Below are 21,299 nucleotides of genomic sequence, written 5' to 3'. Positions count from 1 at the left end.
ATGACGACCGAAACCATGCCGGTGGACGGCGAGCCGTCCACCGTCCCCGCCACCAGTGCCGCCCGCTGGAAGTGGCGCAGCAGCGAGGGCGGCGTGCTCAACGCCTTCTCGCACGTGTTCCTGCTGGTCTGGGCGCTCATGGTGGGCGTGCCCCTGCTGTGGGCGCTGTGGAGCTCGTTCAAGACCTCCGGCGACATCCTGACCCACCCCTGGTCGCTCCCCTCCGAGCTGCACTTCGAGAACTGGGCGCGGGCCTGGAGCAAGGCCAACATCGGGCGGTACTTCCTCAACACCGCCTTCGTGGTGGGCTTCTCGACGGTCGGCACCATGCTGCTCGGCTCGATGGCGGCCTATGTGCTGGCGCGGTTCGAGTTCCCCGGCAACCGGTTCATCTACTTCCTGTTCGTCGGCGGCATGGCCTTTCCCGTGGTCATGGTGCTCGTCCCGCTCTTCTTCGTCACCAAGAACCTGGGCATCCTCAACACGCTGCCCGGCCTCGTCCTGATCTACATCGCCTACTCGCTGCCGTTCACGGTCTTCTTCATGACGGCGTTCTTCCGGACGCTGCCGACCACGGTCGCCGAGGCCGCCCTGATCGACGGGGCCTCGCACACCCGCACGTTCTTCCAGATCATGCTGCCGATGGCCAAGCCCGGCATCATCAGCATCGGCATCTTCAACGTGCTCGGCCAGTGGAACCAGTACCTGCTGCCCCTGGTGCTCAACCAGGGCGACACCAAGAACTGGGTGCTCACCCAGGGCCTGGCGGACCTCGCCGTGCAGCAGGGCTACCAGGGCGACTGGGGCGCGCTCTTCGCGGGCCTGTCCATCGCGATGCTGCCCGTGCTCGCCGTGTACGTCGTCTTCCAGAAGCAGGTCCAGGCGGGCCTGACCGCGGGGGCGCTCAAGTAGCGCCGCCGGCACCGCGCCGCGGCGCGGACCCGTCCTTCCCCCGACCGCCCGTGGGCCCCGCGCCCACGGGCGGTCGCGCGTTCCCGATCCGCTCCGTGCTCCTCAGGTCCGCTCAGGTCTTGACGGGAGACCACCCAGAAGGCTGAGCTTAGGGTTCACATGTTGGAGAAAAGACGGGGCCTCAATGCTGCGGCTCCGTGCGGGGGCGGCCGTCGTGCCGTCCGCCTACGGCGGGAGTGGATGAGTCGATGGAGACTCCGGGGTCGCAGACGTCATTGCACCGGGCCAACCTTGAGCGAGTCGTACGCGCCGTGCGGATGGCGGGCTCGCTCACCCAGGCCGAGATCGCCCGGACGACCGGCCTGTCCGCGGCCACGGTCTCCAACATCGTGCGGGAGCTGAAGGACGGCGGCACCGTCGAGGTCACCCCCACCTCGGCGGGCGGGCGCCGGGCCCGCAGCGTCTCGCTCAGCGGCTCGGCCGGCATCGTCATCGGCGTCGATTTCGGCCATACGCACCTGAGGGTGGCCGTCGGCAACCTGGCCCACCAGGTGCTCGCCGAGGAGGCCGAACCGCTCGATGTCGACGCCTCGTCCGCCCAGGGCTTCGACCGGGCGGAAGAGCTGGTCAAGCGGCTGATCGCGACCACCGGCATCGGCCAGGACAAGGTCATCGGCGTGGGCCTCGGCGTGCCGGGTCCCATCGACGTGGAGTCCGGCACGCTCGGCTCCACCGCGATCCTGCCGGGCTGGACCGGCATCAACCCGCGCCAGGAGCTGTCCGGCCGCCTCGGCGTCCCGGTGTACGTCGACAACGACGCCAACCTCGGCGCGCTGGGCGAGCTGGTGTGGGGCGGCGGGCGCGGGGTGCGCGACCTGGCGTACATCAAGGTCGCCAGCGGTGTGGGCGCCGGTCTGGTGATGGGCGGGCAGATCTACCGGGGGCCCGGCGGCACCGCGGGCGAGATCGGGCACATCACCCTGGACGAGTCGGGCCCGGTCTGCCGGTGCGGCAACCGCGGCTGCCTGGAGACCTTCACCGCCGCGCGCTATGTGCTGCCCCTGCTGCAATCCAGCCACGGCGCGGACCTGACCATGGAGCGCGTGGTGCGGATGGCCCGCGAGGGCGACCCCGGGTGCCGCCGCGTCATCGCGGACGTGGGACGCCACATCGGCAGCGGGGTCGCCAACCTGTGCAACCTCCTGAATCCGAGCCGGGTGGTGCTCGGCGGCGACCTCGCGGAGGCCGGCGAGCTGGTGCTCGGCCCCATCAGGGACTCGGTGTCCCGGTACGCGATCCCCAGCGCCGCACGGCAGTTGTCGGTGCTTCCCGGGGCGCTGGGCGGCCGCGCCGAAGTGCTCGGCGCGCTCGCGCTCGCGCTGAGTGAAATGGGGGATTCGACCCTGTTGGACAGCGCCGTGCCCGCCTCCGCGCCTGCCTTCACTTAGATAACGGATGGCACCGTTGTCATCTCGTTAAGGATTTACTCCTTGACGGTGGGCTTAACGCCGAGTTGACTTCCAGCCACCTCGGCCGCAACGTCGCGGCCTCGTCAGGGAGGTTTCTGAAGTGAACACGAACATGCGTCGTGCCGCTGTAGCCGTTGCCGCCACCGCGATGGCCGTCTCACTCGCCGCCTGTGGCAGCGCCAAGGAGTCGGGCGGCGGCACCAAGTCGTCCGGCGGGTCCAAGAAGGGCGACGACCTCAAGATCGGTCTGCTGCTCCCCGAGAACCAGACCGCGCGGTACGAGAAGTTCGACAAGCCGCTGATCGAGGCCAAGGTCAAGGAGCTCACCGGCGGCAAGGGCCAGATCGTCTACGCGAACGCCAAGCAGGACGCGACGACCCAGAACCAGCAGGCCGACACGATGATCACCAACAAGGTGGACGCGCTCATCGTGGACTCGGTCGACTCCAAGGCCATCGCCGGCTCGGTCAAGAAGGCCAAGCAGGCCGGCATCCCGGTCGTCGCCTTCGACCGTCTCGCCGAGGGCCCCATCGACTCCTACGTCTCCTTCGACAACGAGGAAGTCGGACACGTGCAGGGCAAGGCCCTCCTGGAGGCCCTGGGCGACAAGGCCAAGTCCGGCGACATCGTCATGATGAACGGCGCCGTCACCGACCCGAACGCCGCGCTCTTCAAGAAGGGCGCCCACGCCGAGCTCGACGGCAAGGTGAACATCGGGAAGGAGTACGACACCAAGGAGTGGAAGCCCGAGAACGCCAACGCCAACATGGAGGGCGCGCTCTCCGCCCTGGGCAAGGACAAGGTCATCGGCGTCTACTCCGCCAACGACGGCATGGCGGGCGGCATCATCACCGCCCTCAAGGCGGCCGGCCTCTCCAAGCTCCCGCCGGTCACCGGCCAGGACGCCGAGCTCGCGGGTGTGCAGCGGATCCTCTCGGGCGAGCAGTACATGAGCGTCTACAAGTCCTACCCGCAGGAGGACGCGATCGCCGCCGAGATGGCGGTCAAGCTCGCCAAGGGCCAGGACCTCGGCTCGATCGCCCCGAAGAAGCTGGACTCGCCGACCACCAAGGGCGTGCCGTCCAACATCGTCCCGGTCGTCTCGCTGACCAAGGCCAACGTCAACGACACCGTGATCAAGGACAAGATCTACACGGTCGCCGAGATCTGCACGCCGACCTACAAGGCCGCCTGCGACGCGGCCGGCGTCAAGTAGTTCCCTCGCCCCGCCGCGTCAAGTCCCTTGATCGCCAAGGGACTTGAGCGCCCAGGAACCCTCCGGCGCCCCGCGCCCGCCTTGTACCCCGCCGCGGCGGGGGCGCCGGAGAAAAACGTTTCCCTCATCCGGGCCCCGCCGGCCCTGCCAGCCCCTCCGGTTCCGCAGGACCTCCGGTCCCTCTGTTTCTCTGCTGTTCTCTTCTGCTCGACCTCCGCGCCCCCACCCCTTCGGGCGCGGCATCCCCGCCGGTCAGGCGGCGAAGGAGATGGTTCACGTGTCCGCTACGCCCGTGTTGGCGTTGCGCGGGGTCTCCAAGCGGTTCGGTGCCGTTCAGGCGCTCACCGACGTAGAGCTTGAAGTCCACGCCGGTGAAGTGCTCGCCCTGGTGGGCGACAACGGCGCCGGAAAGTCCACGCTGGTCAAGACGATCGCCGGCGTGCACCCCATCGATGACGGCGTCATCGAGTGGGAAGGCAAGGCCGTCCAGATCGGCAAGCCGAACGACGCCCAGAACCTGGGCATCGCGACCGTCTACCAAGACCTCGCGCTGTGCGACAACATCGACGTCGTCGGCAACCTCTACCTCGGCCGGGAGCTGAAGAAGCGCGGCATCCTCGACGAGGTCGAGATGGAGCGCCGCTCGCGCGAGCTCCTGACCACGCTGTCGATCCGGATCCCGAGCGTGCGCATCCCGATCGCCTCGCTCTCCGGCGGCCAGCGCCAGACCGTGGCCATCGCCCGCTCGATGCTCGGCGAGCCCAAGCTCGTCATCCTCGACGAGCCGACCGCCGCCCTCGGCGTCGAGCAGACCGCGCAGGTCCTCGACCTGGTGGAGCGGCTGCGCGAGCGCGGCCACGCGGTCGTCCTCATCAGCCACAACATGGCCGATGTGAAGGCCGTCGCCGACAAGGTCGCGGTGCTCAGGCTCGGCCGCAACAACGGTGTCTTCGATGTGAAGACCACCTCGCAGGAAGAGATCATCTCCGCCATCACCGGAGCCACGGACAACGCCGTGACCCGTCGTGCGGCGCGCAACGCGGAGGTTCAGAAGTGAGCACCGACAAGACCTCCCCGGCCGGCCTCGGCAAGGCGCACGCCGCCCCGGTCGACGCGCCGCCCGCGGCCGACGCCGCCGTCACGGCCGTCGACCCCCGGCTGCTCGTGCGCGAGCAGGGCTTCGGCGGCTACGTCGGCGAGCTGAAGCGCAAGATCCGCGCCGGTGACCTGGGCGCCCTGCCCGTCATCATCGGCCTGGTCATCATCTGCGTCGTCTTCCAGAGCCTGAACTCCAACTTCCTCACCGCGGGCAACCTCTCCGACATCTCCGTCGCCATGGTGGGCACGGGCATGATCGCGGTGGGCATCGTCTTCGTGCTGCTGCTCGGCGAGATCGACCTGTCCGTCGGCTCGGTGAGCGGTCTGGCGGGCGGCGCCTTCGCGGTCCTCAGCGTCACCCACGGCATGTCCCAGTGGCTCGCCCTGGTCCTGTCCATCCTCACGGGTACGGTCGCGGGCGCCATCCACGGCTACATCTTCGCCAGGATCGGCGTCCCCGCCTTCGCCGTCACCCTGGCCGGTCTGCTCTTCTGGAGCGGATTCATGCTGAAGATCCTCGGCGACAACGGCACGATCAACACGAGCGAGACGGGCGTCTTCTACGACCTGTCGAACTACTTCTTCAGCGATGTCGCGGTCGCCTACGGCGCCGCCGCCGTCGCGGTCGCCGTGTACTTCGCGTCCGCCTTCTTCGACAGCCGCCGCCGTGAGGCCGCGAACGTCCCCTCCCGCCCGCTGGGCGAGATCGTGCTGCGCACCGTGCTGCTGGCGGTGGTGGCCTTCGCCGCCGCGTACATGTTCAACCAGAACAAGGGCCTGCCGCTCGCGGTGGTCATCTTCCTGCTGGTGCTCGTCCTGACCGACTTCGTGCTGCGCCGCACCTCCTACGGCCGCATGATCTTCGCGCTCGGCGGCAGCGTCGAGGCCTCGCGCCGCGCCGGTATCAACATCGTGTGGGTCCGCACCTCGGTCTTCGCGATCTCCGGCACCTTCGCGGCCATCGGCGGCCTCTTCCTCGCCTCCAAGATCAGCGCGGCCAACCAGGGCGCCGGCAGCGGCGAGCTCCTGATGAACGCCATCGCGGCGGCCGTCATCGGCGGCACCAGCCTCTTCGGCGGCCGCGGCCGCACCTGGAACGCGCTCCTGGGTGTGCTGGTCATCGTCTCGATCCAGTACGGCCTGGCGCTCGAAGGCGTCGCGGCGGCGATTCAGCAGATGATCACCGGCGGTGTGCTGCTGCTCACCGTGATCATCGACGCTGTCACCCGGAAGACCCAGAAGTCCGCGGGCCGCGCCTGACCTGCCCCGCTTCCGTCGTGCCCGGTGCCCCTGTGGCGCCGGGCACGGCCGTTTCCAGGGCGAGTGTCAGCCATACGAGTGACGTAGAACGCACCGCCCTGCGAACGCCGACGCGGGCGGAACATTAGACTCATCGGATCGGCATGCTCGACCAGCACGGACGCAAGAGGAGGCACGGGTGCCGCTGCTTACCCGCATCAGGGGACCGCGCGATCTTGACCGGCTCAACCCGGAGCAGCTCGACCAGCTGGCGGCAGAGATCCGGACCTTCCTGGTGGACGCGGTCTCCAAGACCGGCGGACACCTCGGTCCGAACCTCGGTGTGGTGGAACTGACCATCGCACTGCACCGCGTCTTCGAATCCCCCAAGGACCGGGTCCTGTGGGACACCGGACACCAGAGTTACGTCCACAAGCTCCTGACGGGGCGCCAGGACTTCTCGCGGCTGAAGATGAAGGGCGGCCTCTCGGGCTACCCGGCGCGCGCCGAGTCGGAGCACGACGTCATCGAGAACAGCCACGCCTCCACGGTCCTCGGCTGGGCCGACGGCCTCGCCAAGGCGAACGAGGTCCTGAAGAAGGACGACCACGTCGTGGCCGTCATCGGCGACGGCGCGCTGACCGGCGGCATGGCCTGGGAGGCGCTGAACAACATCGCCGCCGCCAAGGACCGCCCCCTGGTGATCGTGGTCAACGACAACGAGCGTTCGTACGCGCCGACCATCGGCGGCCTCGCCAACCACCTCGCCACCCTGCGCACCACCGACGGCTATGAGCGCTTCCTGGCCAAGGGCAAGGACCTCCTGGAGCGCACTCCGGTCGTCGGCAGGCCGCTGTACGAGACGCTGCACGGCGCCAAGAAGGGTCTGAAGGACTTCATCGCCCCGCAGGGCATGTTCGAGGACCTGGGCCTGAAGTACGTCGGCCCGATCGACGGCCACGACATCGAGGCCCTGGAGTCGGCGCTCCAGCGCGCCAAGCGCTTCGGCGGCCCGGTCATCGTGCACTGCCTCACCGAGAAGGGCCGCGGCTACCAGCCGGCCCTCGCCGACGAGGCCGACCGCTTCCACGCCGTCGGCAAGATCCACCCGGACACCGGCCTTCCCGTGTCGACCTCCGGTCTCGACTGGACCTCGGTGTTCGGCGAGGAGATGGTCGAGCTCGGCAAGGAGCGCGCGGACATCGTCGCGATCACCGCGGCCATGCTCCAGCCGGTGGGCCTCGACAAGTTCGCCAAGGCGTTCCCCGAGCGGGTCTACGACGTCGGCATCGCCGAGCAGCACGCGGCGGTCTCCGCGGCCGGCCTGGCCACCGGCGGTCTGCACCCCGTCTTCGCGGTGTACGCCACCTTCCTCAACCGCGCCTTCGACCAGGTCCTCATGGATGTCGCCCTGCACCAGTGCGGTGTGACGTTCGTGCTGGACCGGGCCGGTGTCACCGGCACCGACGGCGCCTCGCACAACGGCATGTGGGACATGTCGCTCCTCCAGGTCGTGCCGGGCCTCAGGATCGCCGCACCGCGCGACGCCGAGCAGGTCCGCGCCCAGCTGCGCGAGGCCGTCCAGGTGGAGGACGCGCCGACCGTGGTGCGCTTCTCCAAGGGCGCGGTCGGGCCCGCCGTCCAGGCCGTCGGCCGCGTCGGCGGCATGGACGTGCTGCGCGAGCCCTCGTCGGCCGCGGTCCGCCCCGATGTGCTCCTGGTCTCCGTCGGCGCGCTCGCGCCGATGTGCCTGGAGGTCGCCGATCTGCTCGACGCCCAGGGCATCTCGACCACCGTGGTCGACCCGCGCTGGGTCAAGCCGGTCGACGAGGCCATGGCGCCGCTCGCCGAGAAGCACCGCGTCGTGGTCACCGTGGAGGACAACAGCCGCGCGGGAGGCGTCGGTTCGGCCATCAGCCAGGCGCTGCGGGACGCGGGCGTGGACGTGCCGCTGCGCGACTTCGGCATTCCGCCGCGCTTCCTCGACCACGCCTCGCGCGGCGAGGTGCTTGCGGAGATCGGCCTGACCGCCCCCGACATCGCCCGTCAGGTCACCGGCCTGGTCTCCAAGCTGGACGGACGCTTCGAGGAGAACCGCACGGCGGTGGAGCCCGCCCGCGACTGATCATGTGACACGCGGCCAATGGGCCGGACCGGTCTCCCTTATGGGTGATGGGTCCGGCCCGTTCGCGTGAAAAACGCGCTCAGCCCGGTACTCGTACCTCCCTCCTCCCGATCATGGCGAGGACGATGAGCTAGCGGAGGTGCACGGGTGGCCAGTACCGGTCTGTTCCGGACCAAATCGATCGAGCAGTCAATCCAGGACACAGAGGAGCCAGAACACGCGCTCAAAAAGTCCCTGTCCGCTCTCGACCTCACCGTTTTCGGGGTCGGAGTCATCATCGGCACCGGCATCTTCGTCCTCACGGGCAAGGTCGCCAAGGAGAACGCGGGGCCGGGCGTCTCGCTCGCGTTCGTGGCCGCCGGCATCGTCTGCGCGCTCGCCGCGCTGTGCTACGCCGAGTTCGCCTCGACCGTGCCGGTCGCGGGCTCGGCGTACACCTTCTCCTACGCCTCGCTCGGCGAGCTGCCCGCCTGGATCATCGGCTGGGACCTGGTGCTCGAATTCGCCCTCGGCACCGCCGTGGTGGCCGTCGGCTGGTCGGGCTATGTGCGCTCGCTGCTCGACAACGCGGGCTGGCACCTGCCCGCGGCGCTCGGCGGCCGTGACGGCGCCCACGGCTTCGGCTTCGACATCCTGGCGGCCGCCCTGGTCCTGGTGCTCACCGGCATCCTCGTCCTCGGCATGAAGCTCTCCGCCCGGGTCACCACCGTCGTCGTCGCCGTCAAGGTGACCGTCGTCCTGATCGTGATCATCGCGGGCGCGTTCTTCATCACCTCCTCCAACTACTCGCCGTTCATCCCCCCGGCCCAGCCGCAGACGGCGGGCAGTGACCTCAAGGCCCCCCTCATCCAGCTGATGTCCGGCTACGCCCCCACCAACTTCGGCGTCATGGGCATCTTCACCGCCGCCTCGGTCGTCTTCTTCGCCTTCATCGGCTTCGACATCGTGGCGACCGCCGCCGAGGAGACCAAGAACCCCCAGCGCGACATGCCGCGCGGCATCCTCGGCTCGCTCCTCATCTGCACCATCCTGTACGTCCTCGTCTCCATCGTGGTGACGGGCATGGAGCACTACACCAAGCTGTCGGTGGACGCCCCGCTCGCCGACGCCTTCAAATCCACCGGGCACCCCTTCTTCGCCGGCGTCATCAGCTTCGGCGCCGCCGTGGGCCTGACCACCGTGTGCATGATCCTGCTGCTCGGCCAGACCCGGGTGTTCTTCGCGATGAGCCGGGACGGGCTGCTGCCCCGGTTCTTCTCCCACGTGCACCCGCGCTTTCGCACCCCGCACCGCCCGACCATCCTGCTCGGCGTCATCATCGCGATCGTCGCGGGGTTCACGAGCCTGAGCGAACTGGCCGACCTGGTCAACATCGGTACCCTGTTCGCGTTCGTCGTCGTCTCGGTGGGCGTCGTCATCCTGCGCCACACCCGCCCCGACCTGCCCCGCGCCTTCCGCACCCCGCTGGTGCCCTGGGTGCCCGCGCTCGCGGTGGCCGCGTCGCTATGGCTGATGATCAACCTGCCCGCCGAGACCTGGATCCGGTTCGGCGTGTGGATGGTGATCGGCGTGGTCTTCTACTTCGGCTACGGCCGCAGGCACAGCGGCCTCGAAACCCGCGCCGGGCGCGACTCCCGGTAATCGGCCCCGATTCCCACCGGCCCCGTATGTCCGTCCTCACCGGACATACGGGGCCGCATAGGGTGGCCCGCATGCTCGCCGAGCCGCCGCCCTCGCTACGATCCGTCACCATGAGCGCGCCGTCGAGCCGGCGCCGCCGCCCGGCCGGGCCGCCCCCCTCCCCCCGCGGCCGTTACTGGCGGCGGCTGCTCCCCCTCCTCGCTGCCCTCGCGCTCCTGACCCGCCTGCCCTCCTTCCGGCACCCGCTGTGGAACCCCGACGAGGGCTATCTCGCCGTCCAGGCACGGCTCCTGGCGAGCGGCGGCACGCTGTATGCCACCGTCGTCGACCGCAAACCGCCCCTGCTGCCCTGGCTGTACGAAGCCGCCTTCGCCCTGTGCGGCGACACCTCGCTCACCCCGCTGCGCCTGGCCGCGGCCGCCGCCCAGCTGCTCACCGCGCTCGCGCTCGCCTCCACCGCGCGCCGCCGCTGGGGCGACAGCGCGGGCCGCACCGCGGGCGTCCTCTATCTGCTGGCCTCCGTGGGGCTCAGCCCCGAGGACGCCCAGGCCGCCACCTTCGAAGTGTTCATGCTGCCCTTCACCGCGGCGGCCGTGCGCTGCGCGGACCGGGGCGGCTGGCTGCGGGCCGGGCTCGCGGTCGCCGGTGCCGGTCTGACCAAACAGACCGGCGGCGCGGTCCTCGCCCCCGTCCTGTGGCTCCTGTGGCAGCACCCCGGCCCCCGCCGAACTCCCCTTCTGTGTACGGTGGTTGGCGTGGCGGCGCCCATCGCGGCGGCGGCCTGGCTCACAGGGCCCGCCCGCTTCCTGTTCTGGACGGTGACCGGATCCTCGGCGTACGCCTCCTTCGCCGGATCCGAACTCCACGTCCTCGCCCGGGGTTTGGTCAACACCGCGCTCCTCGGCGCCGGCTGCGCCGGACTGCTGCCGCCCATCGCGCGGGTACTGCGGATCGCCCGGACCGGCGCGGTGGACCTGTGGCTGTGGCTGGCCGCGTCCGCCGGCGCGGTCCTGCTCGGATTCCACTTCTTCGGCCACTACTACCTCCAGCTCATCCCGCCCCTGGTGCTGCTCGCCACCGGCGCCCTACAGATCCTGCCGGCGTACCGGCTCACCAGTGCGCTGCTCACCTCGGCCTGCGCCTGCGCCCTCTTCGTGCTGTGGGGCCTGCTCGCCCCGCGCCCCGAACTCGCCCACGCCGTGCGGATCGCCGCCGAGGTCGAGTCCCGCACCGGCGCGGGGGACCGGGTCCTCATCTGGGGCATACACCCCGAGACGTACTGGCTGGCCCACCGCACGCCCGCGAGCCGGTTCCTGACCGCGGGGCTGCTCACCAACTACAGCGGCGGCCGCGACGGGCCCCGGGTGGGGGAGAAGTACGGCATCGACGGCGCCTGGCGGGACTTCCGCGCCGAGCTCGCCGACCGCCCGCCCGCGCTGGTCGTGGACGACTCACGCGGCAAGCCCTTCGCCCCCGCCCGCCTGCCCACCCTGCGCCGCTTCCTCGCCCGCGGATACGACAGGAGCGGCGTGGTGGACGGGACGGTCTTCTACGTACGGGCTCAGTGACGCGGGCCCGGGGTCCTCACCCGACCGGGCGAACCGGCGAAACGGCCGCCGGCGGGCTTTGCCAGGTGACGAAAAGCCGCACGTCGGGACGGAAATACCAGGGGAAATCGGGGGGCGGCGACCAGTGTTAGGGTCGCAGAAAGTCGCTTTGTTGCTGGACCCGGACGCCTCGCGCGGAACCGGTGGGGAAAGGTGGTCGCGGACCATGGCACTGAGGTCTCGAGGGACGTCGCAGCAGGGGCCGGTCAGGTCAGGCGGCATCCGGACCGCTCCCGCGCCCGCCATTCCGGTCGTCGCGGCCGAGGACGGCAGCCCCACCGTCACCGCCTGGCTGCGGCTCGGCAAGGACGGCCGGCTCTCCGCGTACGCGCCCGCCGAGGGCGGCGTGGCCCGCTGGACGGAGACGACGCCGGGCGGCGCCTGGACGGGTCCCGAGCTGGTCGCCCCCGGCCCCGGCCTCCAGTCGCACCTCTCGGTCGCCCAGGGCAGCGACGGCTATGTGCACCTGGCGGCCCTGCGCCACACCCCCATGCCGGACGGCGGCACCTGGACGGAGCTGGTGCACGCCATCCAGTACCAGTCGGGACGCCCCGTCAAGAACTGGGCCGTGATCGGCTCGCCCTACTCGCGCAAGGCCTGGGAGAACGGTCTGCGGATGGGTCACCCCTCGGTCGGCGTGGACTCCTCGGGCAACGTACAGATCGTGGTGCGCAACGCGTTCGGCGGCGTGTCCGCGCGCGGCCAGGACCCGTCCGGCAAGTGGCGCGGCTGGGACGACCTCAACGGCAACGGCGCCGACCGCTCCATATCGATCGTCGCGGGCCAGGACGGCCGGATGGTCATCCACGCCCCGTGCGACAGCGGCATCCACGTCTACGAACGCCCCAAGGGTGACGCCGAGTTCGTCTGGCGCGGCAAGCCGATCGAGGGCGCAGCCGCGACCGGCACCGTCAACGGTATCGAGACCGGCGAGAACGGCCGCGTCACGTTCTTCCTGCGGGACGCGGCATCGGGTGAACTGCGGGCCTGGCGCGGCGAGGAGCCCGCTGTCTCCATCGGCGGCAAGGGCTCGGGTCCGGTGGCGCTGCTGCGCCACGAGATCGACGGCGTCGACTGCATGGTGCTGGCCCAGCGCGACACCGAAGGACGCCCCGCCATAGCGGTCTACCCCACCGAGCAGGAAGCGGCCGGGGTCACCTGGACGCCGGTCGGCGAGGCGTGCGCGGGCGCCCCGGCGCTCGCGGTGGACGGCGAGGGCCGCGTGGTGCTCGGCGTGTTCACCGCCGAGGGCCGGCTGCGGCTCGCCCGCCAGCGCACCGACACGGCGGGCCTCGCCTTCGCGGCCTGGCAGCAGATCTGAGCGCGCTCACCGCACCGCGTACGTCACGGGCCCGGCACCCTTCCAAGGTGCCGGGCCCATGACGCACCGTCAACAGAGGTGTTGAGCAAGGACGTTGAAGTACGACGAAGGCCCCCGCACCGAGGTGCGGGGGCCTTCCTCGTACGGGCGGGTTACGCGGGGACGCTCGCGACGCCCTGCGCCAGGAACTTCTTTCCGTTCACGCGCTCCGAGACGCCTTCGCGGTCCAGGTACGGCGTGATGCCGCCCAGGTGGAAGGGCCAGCCGGCACCCGTGATCAGGCAGAGGTCGATGTCCTGGGCCTCGGCGACGACGCCCTCGTCCAGCATCAGACCGATCTCCTGCGCCACCGCGTCCAGGACGCGGTCACGGGTCTGCTCCTCGGTCAGGGCGACATCGCCCTGCTTGAGGAGGGCGGCGACCTCCGGGTCCAGCTCCGGCTTCCCGGAGTCGTACACGTAGAAGCCGCGCTTGCCCGCCTTCACGACCGCCGCCAGGTTCTCCGAGACCGTGAAGCGGTCCGGGAAGGCGCGGTTGAGGGTTTCGGAGACGTGCAGGCCGATGGCCGGGCCGACCAGTTCGAGCAGGACCAGCGGCGACATCGGCAGGCCGAGCGGCTCGACGGCCTTCTCGGCGACGGCGACCGGGGTGCCCTCGTCGATGACGTTCTGGATCTCGCCCATGAAGCGGGTCAGGATGCGGTTGACGACGAACGCCGGGGCGTCCTTCACCAGGACCGCGGTCTTCTTCAGCTTGCGCGCCACACCGAAGGCCGTGGCCAGCGAGACGTCGTCGGTCTGCTCGCCGCGGACGATCTCCAGGAGCGGCAGGATCGCGACCGGGTTGAAGAAGTGGAAGCCGACGACCCGCTCGGGGTGCTTCAGCTTCGAGGCCATCTCGGTGACCGACAGCGAGGAGGTGTTGGTGGCGAGGATCGCGTGCGCCGGGGCGACCGCCTCGACCTCCGCGAACACCTGCTGCTTGACGCCGATCTCCTCGAAGACGGCCTCGATGATGAAGTCGGCGTCCGAGAAGCCCTCGGCCTTGTCCAGGACACCGGAGACCAGGCCCTTGAGGCGGTTGGCCTTGTCCTGGTTGATCCGCGACTTGGCGAGCAGCTTGTCGATCTCGGCGTGGACGTAGCCCACACCCTTGTCGACGCGCTCCTGGTCGATGTCGGTCAGGACGACCGGCACCTCGAGGCGGCGCAGGAAGAGCAGGGCGAGCTGCGAGGCCATCAGGCCCGCGCCGACCACGCCGACCTTGGTGACCGGGCGCGCCAGGTTCTTGTCCGGGGCGCCGGCCGGGCGCTTGGCGCGCTTCTGGACCAGGTTGAACGCGTAGATGCCGGAGCGCAGTTCGCCGCCCATGATGAGGTCGGCGAGCGCGCTGTCCTCGGCGTCGAAGCCGGCCTGGAGGTCGCCGTCCTTGGACGCCGCGATGATGTCGAGGGCGCGGTAGGCGGCCGGGGCCGCGCCGTGCACCTTCGAGTCCGCGACGAAGCGGCCCTTGGCGACGGCCTGGTCCCAGGCCTCGCCGCGGTCGATCTCGGGGCGCTCCACGGTGACGTCGCCCTTGAGGACGTTCGCCGTCCAGATGAGGGACTGCTCCAGGAAGTCGGCACCCTCGAACAGGGCGTCCGCGATGCCGAGTTCGAAGACCTGCACGCCCTTGAGCTGACGGTTCTGGTTCAGCGAGTTCTCGATGATGACCGAGACGGCCTTCTCGGCGCCGATCAGGTTGGGGAGCAGCGTGCAGCCGCCCCAGCCCGGGACCAGGCCGAGGAAGACCTCGGGCAGCGAGAACGCGGGCAGCGCCTTGGAGACGGTGCGGTAGGTGCAGTGCAGACCGACCTCGACACCGCCGCCCATGGCGGCGCCGTTGTAGTACGCGAACGTCGGCACCGCGAGACCCGCGAGGCGCTTGAAGACCTCGTGGCCGCCCTTGCCGATGGCCAGCGCGTCCTCGTGCTTCTTCAGGAGCTCGACGCCCTTGAGGTCGGCGCCGACCGCGAAGATGAACGGCTTGCCGGTGACACCGACGCCCACGATGGAGCCCTCGGCGGCCTCCTTCTCGACCTGGTCGATGGCGGCGTTCAGGTTCGCCAGCGAGCCGGGGCCGAAAGTGGTCGGCTTGGTGTGGTCGAAGCCGTTGTCGAGCGTGATGAGCGCGAAGCGCCCGGCGCCGTAGGGCAGTTCGAGGTGGCGTACGTGCGCGGACGTCACGACCTCGTCCGGGAACAGCTCGGCCGCGCCCTTGAGAAGCTCAGCGGTGGTGGTGCTCACTTGCTGCCTCCGGCGTCCTTGTGGTGCGGGTTCTCCCAGATGACCGTGGCGCCCATGCCGAAGCCGACGCACATGGTGGTGAGGCCGTAGCGGACCTCGGGCTGCTCCTCGAACTGCCGGGCCAGCTGCGTCATCAGGCGTACGCCCGAGGAGGCGAGCGGGTGGCCGTAGGCGATGGCGCCGCCGTACTGGTTGACGCGCGCGTCGTCGTCGGCGATGCCGTAGTGGTCCAGGAACGCGAGGACCTGGACGGCGAACGCCTCGTTGATCTCGAAGAGGTTGATGTCCTCGATCGACAGGCCGGCCTTGGCCAGGGCCTTCTCGGTCGCCGGGATCGGGCCGTAGCCCATGACCTCGGGCTCCACACCGGCGAAGGCGTAGGAGACCAGGCGCATCTTCACGGGGAGGTTGTTCTCCCGCGCGAACTCCTCGGACGCGATGATCGACGCGGTGGCGCCGTCGTTGAGGCCGGCCGCGTTGCCCGCGGTGACGTTGCCGTGGACGCGGAACGGCGTCTTCAGGTTCGCCAGGCTCTCCAGGGTGGTGCCCGGGCGCATCGGTTCGTCGGCGGTGACCAGACCCCAACCGGTCTCGCCCACCTCGGCGTTGGTGTTGCGCACCGAGATCGGGACCAGGTCCTGCTGGATCTTGCCGTCGGCGTACGCCTTGGCGGCCTTCTCCTGCGAGCGCACGGCGTACTCGTCGGCGCGGCGCTTGGTGATCTGGGGGTAGCGGTCGTGCAGGTTCTCGGCGGTCATGCCCATGAACAGGGCGGACTCGTCGACCAGCTTCTCGCTGACGAACCGCGGGTTGGGGTCGACGCCCTCACCCATGGGGTGGCGGCCCATGTGCTCGACGCCACCGGCGATCACGGCGTCGTACGCGCCGAACGCGATCGAGCCGGCGACGGAGGTCACGGCGGTCAGGGCGCCGGCGCACATGCGGTCGATGGAGTAGCCCGGCACGGACTGCGGGAGGCCCGCGAGGATGCCGGCGGTGCGGCCCAGGGTCAGGCCCTGGTCGCCGATCTGCGTGGTCGCGGCGATGGCGACCTCGTCGATCTTCGCGGGGTCCAGGGCCGGGTTGCGGCGCAGCAGCTCACGGATGGCCTTGACGACGAGATCGTCGGCCCGGGTCTCGTGGTAGATGCCCTTCGGGCCCGCCTTGCCGAACGGGGTGCGGACGCCGTCGACGAAGACGACGTCCCTGACGGTACGAGGCACGATGGCTCTCCTCCAGGTGCGGGATGGCACTGCTGCGCTTGGCGCACGCGACTGAGCGTGCGCTCACCTGGCCCATGCTACTTACGGGTAACCAAACTGCCCAGTCCCCTGGCCCGGAGCGGCGAAGGTCACACTCCCGGGGCCCGCCCCGGCCCACTCATGCCCGCCCGGGCCGGGTGGGGCTTGCGCGAGGAGCGACCACGGTCCGCAGCCGAGGTCCCTGGGGCTCCGCCCCAGACCCCGTTCGCGCCTGAAGGGCGCTCGTCCTCAATCGCCGGACGGGCTGAGGGTGCTGGTGTAGGCCAGCATGAGCCCTGTCAGGGGCGCGGGGAACTGCGCGAGGAGCGACCACGGTCCGCGGCCGAGCTCCCTGGGGCTCCGCCCCAGACCCCGTTCGGCCTGAACGGCCTCGTCCTCAAACGCCGGACGGGCTGAGGGTGCCGGTGTGGGCCAGCATGAGCCCCGCCAGGGGCGCGGGGAACTGCGCGACTAGCCACGCACGGTCCGCAGCCGGGGTTCGGGGCCCACCCCTGGCCCGGGTTGTGTTCGTGCTTCCGCGCGGCAGCGCCAACCTGGGGAATTCGGCTGAAAGTCGTGGGTGGTTCACCCCGGGGTCAGGGCGTCGCCGGAGTGTCCTTCAGGGCGGCGGAGAGGAGGGGCGTCACCTGGGTGACCTGCCAGGGCCTCGCACCGTAGGACGAGAGCGCCTGCGCCACCGCCGCCTCGGAGCGATCCCCCGGCGGCTCCCAGCACACCCGCCGCACCGTATCCGGCGTGATCAGGTTCTCCTGCGGCATGTTCAGCCGCTCGGCGAGCGCGGAGACCGCCGCGCGGGCCGCCGAGAGCCGGGCCGCGGCCGCCGGGTCCTTGTCAGCCCACGCGCGCGGCGGCGGCGGCCCCTGCAAGGGCTGGCCCGGCTGCGGAAGCTCCGCCTCCGACAGGGCCTTCGCCCGGTCGACCGCCGCCTGCCACTGCTCGAGCTGGCGCCGCCCCATCCGGTGCCCGAACCCGGTGAGCGCGGTCAGCGCCGTCACCGTGGCGGGCAGGGCGAGCGAGGCCTCGATGATCGCGGAGTCGCTGAGGACCTTGCCGGGCGAGACGTCACGCCGCTGCGCCACCGCGTCCCGAGCCGTCCACAGTTCGCGTACGGCGGCCATCTGACGGCGCCTGCGCACCTTGTGCATGCCGGAGGTGCGGCGCCAGGGGTCCTTGCGCGGCGGGGCCGGCGGGGCCGAGGCGATCGCGTCGAACTCCTCGTGGGCCCACTCCAGCTTGCCCTGCCGCTCCAGCTCCTTCTCCAGCGCGTCCCGCAGATCGACCAGGAGCTCCACGTCGAGCGCCGCGTAGCGCAGCCAGGGTTCGGGGAGCGGCCGGGTCGACCAGTCGACGGCGGAGTGGCCCTTCTCCAGGGCGTACCCGAGCACGCTCTCGACCATCGCGCCAAGCCCCACGCGCGGGAAGCCCGCGAGGCGTCCGGCGAGCTCGGTGTCGAAGATCCGGGAAGGGACCATGCCTATTTCGCGCAGGCAGGGGAGATCCTGGGTGGCGGCGTGCAAGATCCACTCGGTGTCCGAAAGCGCCTCCCCCAAAGCGGAGAGATCCGGACACCCGACGGGATCGATGAGTGCGGTGCCCGCGCCCTCGCGGCGCATCTGCACCAGGTAGGCCCGCTGGCCGTAGCGGTAGCCGGACGCGCGCTCGGCGTCCACGGCGACGGGGCCGGTGCCGGCCGCGAACGCGGCGACGACTTCGGCCAGCGCGTCGTCGGTGGCTACGACGGGCGGAATGCCCTCTCGGGGCTCCAGCAAGGGAATCGGCGCCTTCTCGACGTCGTCCGGGGGAGCGCCCCCGGTGGTTCGCAGTGCTGTCTCTGCTGCGGTCTTATGGGCGTCGGTCACCTGTCAAGGGTATCTGTGTATGCGCGGCGCCCGTCGACGGAACGTTCCGTCGACGGGCGCGGTGGGGCGCGTGAGGGTCGTAATTCGGTCAGTATTCGGTCAGTGGATGATTCCGGTGCGCAGCGCGACAGCGACCATCCCGGCCCGGTCGCCCGTGCCGAGCTTGCGTGCGATCCGGGCGAGGTGGGACTTGACGGTCAGAGCGGACAGGCCCATCGAGACGCCGATCGCCTTGTTGGACTGGCCCTCGGCCACGAGCCGCAGCACTTCGACCTCACGGCCGGAGAGCTCGCGGTAGCCGCCCGGGTGGCTCGGGGCACCCGGGGGGCGGCGGTGCATACGAGCGGCCGCGGCGCCGATGGGGGCGGCGCCGGGACGGCCGGGGTGGCCGATGTTGGTGCGGGTGCCGGTGACGACGTAGCCCTTCACACCGCCCGCGAGGGCGTTGCGCACGGCGCCGATGTCGTCGGCGGCGGACAGGGCCAGGCCGTTGGGCCAGCCCGCGGCTCGGGTCTCGGACAGCAGGGTCAGCCCGGAACCGTCGGGCAGGTGGACGTCGGCAACGCAGATGTCGCGCGGGTTGCCGACGCGGGGACGGGCCTCCGCGATGGACGACGCCTCGATGACGTCACGTACTCCGAGCGCCCACAGGTGCCGGGTGACGGTGGAGCGGACTCGGGGGTCGGCAACGACGACCATGGCCGTCGGCTTGTTCGGGCGGTAGGCGACCAGGCTTGCGGGCTGCTCAAGAAGAACGGACACCAGGCCTCCTGGAAAGGTGCGGACCGGGCCGGCTCGGGGATGAAGCCGGGGGGAACCGTGCAGTTAGGGTCACAAACCTCTTCGGCACCAAAGCCTTCGGCCTTTAGAGAATGATCACGATTTGGTGAGAAACATTTAGGGCAATTCGGACACGTACTCGATCGTCGAGTGCGCGCCGGGGCGCGCGGCCGCGCGCGGGGGCCCACGAAAACGCCCCACACCCCGCCGTAGGCGAGGCGCGGGGCGGGCACAGGGAGGGGGCGCGGAGGGGTGAAAAGCGGGCGCCCCCCAGCCCCACCGCCAGCGCCCTCCCGCCTCGAAGGCCGCCGCCGCTCGGGCCCGGGCCGCAGCGCCCCTCCCACCTCGGAGACCGCCGCCACTTGGGCCCGCCCCAGCGCCCTCCCGCCTCGGGGGCCGCCGCGCTCGCGGCCTCCCTCTTTGCGGCCGCCACCGTCGGTGCCCTCCCGCCTGGAGGTCGCCACCTTCGCCGCCCGCCCGCTCGGTGACGGTCCCCGCCGGCCTTCCACTCGGGGGCCGCCACCACCCACGGTGACGGCCCCCTCGCCGGGCCTCCACCCTCCCCGGCGGACGCCGTCTCGGCGGCCTCAGCGTGGGTCGCGGCGTTGGGGGAGGGTGACTACGCCGCCGCCCCCGTCGTCGGCGCCCGAGGCCGGCGGCAGGCCAGCGATCTGGCACAGCAGGTCGCACCAGGCCGCCAGATGCCCCGCGGTGTCCGGCACCCCGCCGCGGCCCTCGTGGGGCGTCCAGGACGCGCGGATCTCGATCTGGGTGGCCGGAAGCCGCTCGGAGAGCCCGCCGAAGTAGTACGAACCGGCCCGCGTGACCGTGCCGCTCGCCTCCTTGTACGACAGGCCGCGCGCCTCCAGGGCGCCCGTCAGCCACGACCAGCAGACCTCGGGGAGCAGCGGGTCGGCCGCCATCTCCGGCTCCAGCTCGGCCCGTACGAGGGTGACCAGACGGAAGGTGCCCTGCCAGGCGTCGTGTCCGGCCGGGTCGTGCAGCAGGATCAGGCGGCCGTCGGCCAGATCGTCCTCGCCCTCGACGACGGCCGCCTCAAGCGCGTAGGCGTGCGGCGCGAGACGCTGGGGCGGCCGCGTCTCGTCCACCTCGATCTCGGGGCGCGGTCGCGCCGCGCGCAGTGCGTCGACGGCCTGACGGAAGGGGATCGGAACGGTGGTACCGTCCGCGGCTTCCCTGCCGTCGGCGCCATCCGAAGTTCGTCCCTGAGCGGCAGCCATGCGGGGAAGACTAGGCGGAACGCGGGCCCGGCGCCGGTAGGGACACCCGGGCCGGGGTGGCCGCTTGCGGCCACATGCGAAGATTCTGGACGTGAGCGCCAACGACCGCCCTGTGGGCCAGCCGAACAGCAAGACGCACGACTCCGCGTTCCTCAAGGCATGCAGGCGGGAAGCCGTCCCGCACACGCCGGTCTGGTTCATGCGCCAGGCGGGGCGCTCGCTGCCGGAGTACCTGAAGGTGCGCGAGGGCGTCCCCATGCTGGAGTCGTGCATGCGGCCCGAGCTGGTCACCGAGATCACGCTCCAGCCCGTGCGCCGTCACAAGGTCGACGCGGCCATCTACTTCAGCGACATCGTGGTCCCGCTCAAGGCCATCGGCATCGACCTCGACATCAAGCCGGGCGTCGGCCCGGTCGTCGCCGACCCGATCCGCACCCGCGCCGACCTCGCGAAGCTGCGCGACCTGACCCCCGAGGACGTCCACTACGTCACCGAGGCGATCGGCATGCTCACCGGCGAGCTCGGCGCCACGCCGCTCATCGGCTTCGCGGGCGCCCCGTTCACGCTCGCCAGCTACCTCGTGGAGGGCGGCCCCTCGCGCAACCACGAGAACACCAAGGCCATGATGTACGGCGACCCCGAGCTCTGGGCCGACCTGCTCGACCGCCTCGCCGAGATCACCGCCGCCTTCCTCAAGGTGCAGATCGAGGCCGGCGCCTCGGCCGTGCAGCTCTTCGACTCCTGGGTGGGCGCGCTCGCCCCCGCCGACTACCGGCGCTCGATCCTGCCCGCATCGGCCAAGGTCTTCGACGCGGTCGCCCCTTACAACGTGCCGCGCATCCACTTCGGCGTCGGCACCGGCGAACTGCTCGGTCTCATGGGCGAGGCCGGCGCGGACGTCGTCGGTGTCGACTGGCGCGTCCCGCTGGACGAGGCGGCCCGCCGCGTCGGCCCCGGCAAGGCGCTCCAGGGCAACCTCGACCCGGCCGTCCTGTTCGCGCCGACCGGGGCCGTCGAGGCCAAGACCCGCGAAGTCCTCGACGCGGCAGCGGGCCTTGAGGGCCACGTCTTCAACCTCGGTCACGGGGTGCTGCCCTCGATGGACCCGGACGCGCTGACCCGCCTCGTCGCGTACGTCCACGAGCAGACCGCCCGCTAGGGGGTGTCTGGTGGATCAGGGTCGGTCAGGGCGCGGCGTCTGGTGCGGTGCATCGCAAGGCGCCGGAGCGTCTCGATAGCGGAGC

15 protein-coding genes are annotated in these 21,299 nt (G+C 70.9%); 10 read left to right on the top strand and 5 right to left on the bottom strand.

Annotated features, from left to right (window positions below; genetic code table 11):
• The 9 genes from ACFYM2_RS31170 to ACFYM2_RS31130 all read left to right on the top strand — a co-directional run bounded on the left by ACFYM2_RS31170 (position 1) and on the right by ACFYM2_RS31130 (position 12,628).
• Positions 1-912 (top strand): carbohydrate ABC transporter permease, encoded by a 912-nt coding sequence (locus tag ACFYM2_RS31170; protein WP_388840855.1) that lies wholly within the window; start codon positions 1-3, stop codon positions 910-912.
• A gap of 248 nt (positions 913-1,160) precedes the next feature.
• Complete coding sequence (locus ACFYM2_RS31165) at positions 1,161-2,360, top strand: ROK family transcriptional regulator (protein ID WP_359005868.1); 1,200 nt, start codon at positions 1,161-1,163, stop codon at positions 2,358-2,360.
• A 133-nt stretch (positions 2,361-2,493) separates the two neighbouring features.
• Positions 2,494-3,597, top strand: coding sequence for a sugar ABC transporter substrate-binding protein (locus tag ACFYM2_RS31160; RefSeq protein WP_350234814.1), 1,104 nt, complete (start codon positions 2,494-2,496; stop codon positions 3,595-3,597).
• Positions 3,598-3,865: 268 nt separating this feature from the next.
• Positions 3,866-4,654 carry an ATP-binding cassette domain-containing protein gene (locus tag ACFYM2_RS31155; RefSeq protein ID WP_328308512.1) on the top strand — a complete coding sequence of 263 codons (789 nt, stop codon included), beginning with the start codon at positions 3,866-3,868 and terminating at the stop codon, positions 4,652-4,654.
• Positions 4,651-5,955, top strand: a complete 1,305-nt coding sequence (locus ACFYM2_RS31150) for a sugar ABC transporter permease (RefSeq protein WP_388840852.1) — start codon at positions 4,651-4,653, stop codon at positions 5,953-5,955. Before ACFYM2_RS31155 ends, ACFYM2_RS31150 begins: the two co-directional genes overlap by 4 nt.
• Positions 5,956-6,133: 178 nt before the next feature.
• The gene (gene dxs, locus ACFYM2_RS31145) at positions 6,134-8,059 is read left to right on the top strand and encodes a 1-deoxy-D-xylulose-5-phosphate synthase (protein WP_359005874.1); all 1,926 of its coding nucleotides are present in this window, start codon (positions 6,134-6,136) and stop codon (positions 8,057-8,059) included.
• A 147-nt stretch (positions 8,060-8,206) separates the two neighbouring features.
• Complete coding sequence (locus tag ACFYM2_RS31140) at positions 8,207-9,700, top strand: amino acid permease (RefSeq protein WP_359005877.1); 1,494 nt, start codon at positions 8,207-8,209, stop codon at positions 9,698-9,700.
• Between the two features lie 110 nt (positions 9,701-9,810).
• Positions 9,811-11,268: a glycosyltransferase family 39 protein gene (locus ACFYM2_RS31135; protein WP_388840849.1), complete on the top strand. Its 1,458-nt coding sequence runs from the start codon at positions 9,811-9,813 to the stop codon at positions 11,266-11,268.
• A gap of 205 nt (positions 11,269-11,473) precedes the next feature.
• Positions 11,474-12,628 carry a hypothetical protein gene (locus tag ACFYM2_RS31130; protein WP_359005882.1) on the top strand — a complete coding sequence of 385 codons (1,155 nt, stop codon included), beginning with the start codon at positions 11,474-11,476 and terminating at the stop codon, positions 12,626-12,628.
• A gap of 152 nt (positions 12,629-12,780) precedes the next feature.
• Here the strand turns inward: ACFYM2_RS31130 and ACFYM2_RS31125 are convergent, their stop codons facing one another.
• From ACFYM2_RS31125 to ACFYM2_RS31105, 5 genes are all read right to left on the bottom strand, one after another.
• Positions 12,781-14,913 (bottom strand): 3-hydroxyacyl-CoA dehydrogenase NAD-binding domain-containing protein, encoded by a 2,133-nt coding sequence (locus ACFYM2_RS31125; protein WP_359005885.1) that lies wholly within the window; start codon positions 14,911-14,913, stop codon positions 12,781-12,783.
• Positions 14,910-16,136 carry an acetyl-CoA C-acyltransferase gene (locus ACFYM2_RS31120; protein ID WP_359005888.1) on the bottom strand — a complete coding sequence of 409 codons (1,227 nt, stop codon included), beginning with the start codon at positions 16,134-16,136 and terminating at the stop codon, positions 14,910-14,912. The genes ACFYM2_RS31125 and ACFYM2_RS31120 overlap by 4 nt, the downstream gene beginning before the upstream one ends.
• Positions 16,137-16,750: 614 nt before the next feature.
• Entirely contained in the window at positions 16,751-18,034 is a 1,284-nt protein-coding gene (locus ACFYM2_RS31115) for a ribonuclease D (protein WP_359005891.1), read from the bottom strand.
• Between the two features lie 99 nt (positions 18,035-18,133).
• Positions 18,134-18,796, bottom strand: a complete 663-nt coding sequence (locus ACFYM2_RS31110; protein WP_114039865.1) for a response regulator transcription factor — start codon at positions 18,794-18,796, stop codon at positions 18,134-18,136.
• A gap of 605 nt (positions 18,797-19,401) precedes the next feature.
• On the bottom strand, positions 19,402-20,055 hold the full coding sequence (locus ACFYM2_RS31105) for a DUF3000 domain-containing protein (RefSeq protein ID WP_359005894.1): 654 nt from the start codon (positions 20,053-20,055) through the stop codon (positions 19,402-19,404).
• Positions 20,056-20,146: 91 nt separating this feature from the next.
• Between ACFYM2_RS31105 and hemE the strand changes: the two genes are divergently transcribed.
• Entirely contained in the window at positions 20,147-21,214 is a 1,068-nt protein-coding gene (gene hemE / locus ACFYM2_RS31100; protein WP_359005897.1) for a uroporphyrinogen decarboxylase, read from the top strand.
• Positions 21,215-21,299: the final 85 nt, after the last annotated feature.

It is taken from the genome of Streptomyces sp. NPDC006711 (assembly GCF_042869775.1).
Classification (GTDB): Bacteria; Actinomycetota; Actinomycetes; order Streptomycetales; family Streptomycetaceae; genus Streptomyces.
This window is presented reverse-complemented; position numbering and strand designations above follow the sequence as displayed.

Coding starts and splice junctions, on each gene's coding strand:
- ACFYM2_RS31170 (WP_388840855.1), top strand. CDS start 1: ATGACGACCGAAACCATGCCGGTGGACGGCGAGCCGTCCACCGTCCCC.
- ACFYM2_RS31165 (WP_359005868.1), top strand. CDS start 1,161: ATGGAGACTCCGGGGTCGCAGACGTCATTGCACCGGGCCAACCTTGAG.
- ACFYM2_RS31160 (WP_350234814.1), top strand. CDS start 2,494: ATGCGTCGTGCCGCTGTAGCCGTTGCCGCCACCGCGATGGCCGTCTCA.
- ACFYM2_RS31155 (WP_328308512.1), top strand. CDS start 3,866: ATGGTTCACGTGTCCGCTACGCCCGTGTTGGCGTTGCGCGGGGTCTCC.
- ACFYM2_RS31135 (WP_388840849.1), top strand. CDS start 9,811: ATGAGCGCGCCGTCGAGCCGGCGCCGCCGCCCGGCCGGGCCGCCCCCC.
- ACFYM2_RS31130 (WP_359005882.1), top strand. CDS start 11,474: ATGGCACTGAGGTCTCGAGGGACGTCGCAGCAGGGGCCGGTCAGGTCA.
- ACFYM2_RS31105 (WP_359005894.1), bottom strand. CDS start 20,055: ATGGCTGCCGCTCAGGGACGAACTTCGGATGGCGCCGACGGCAGGGAA.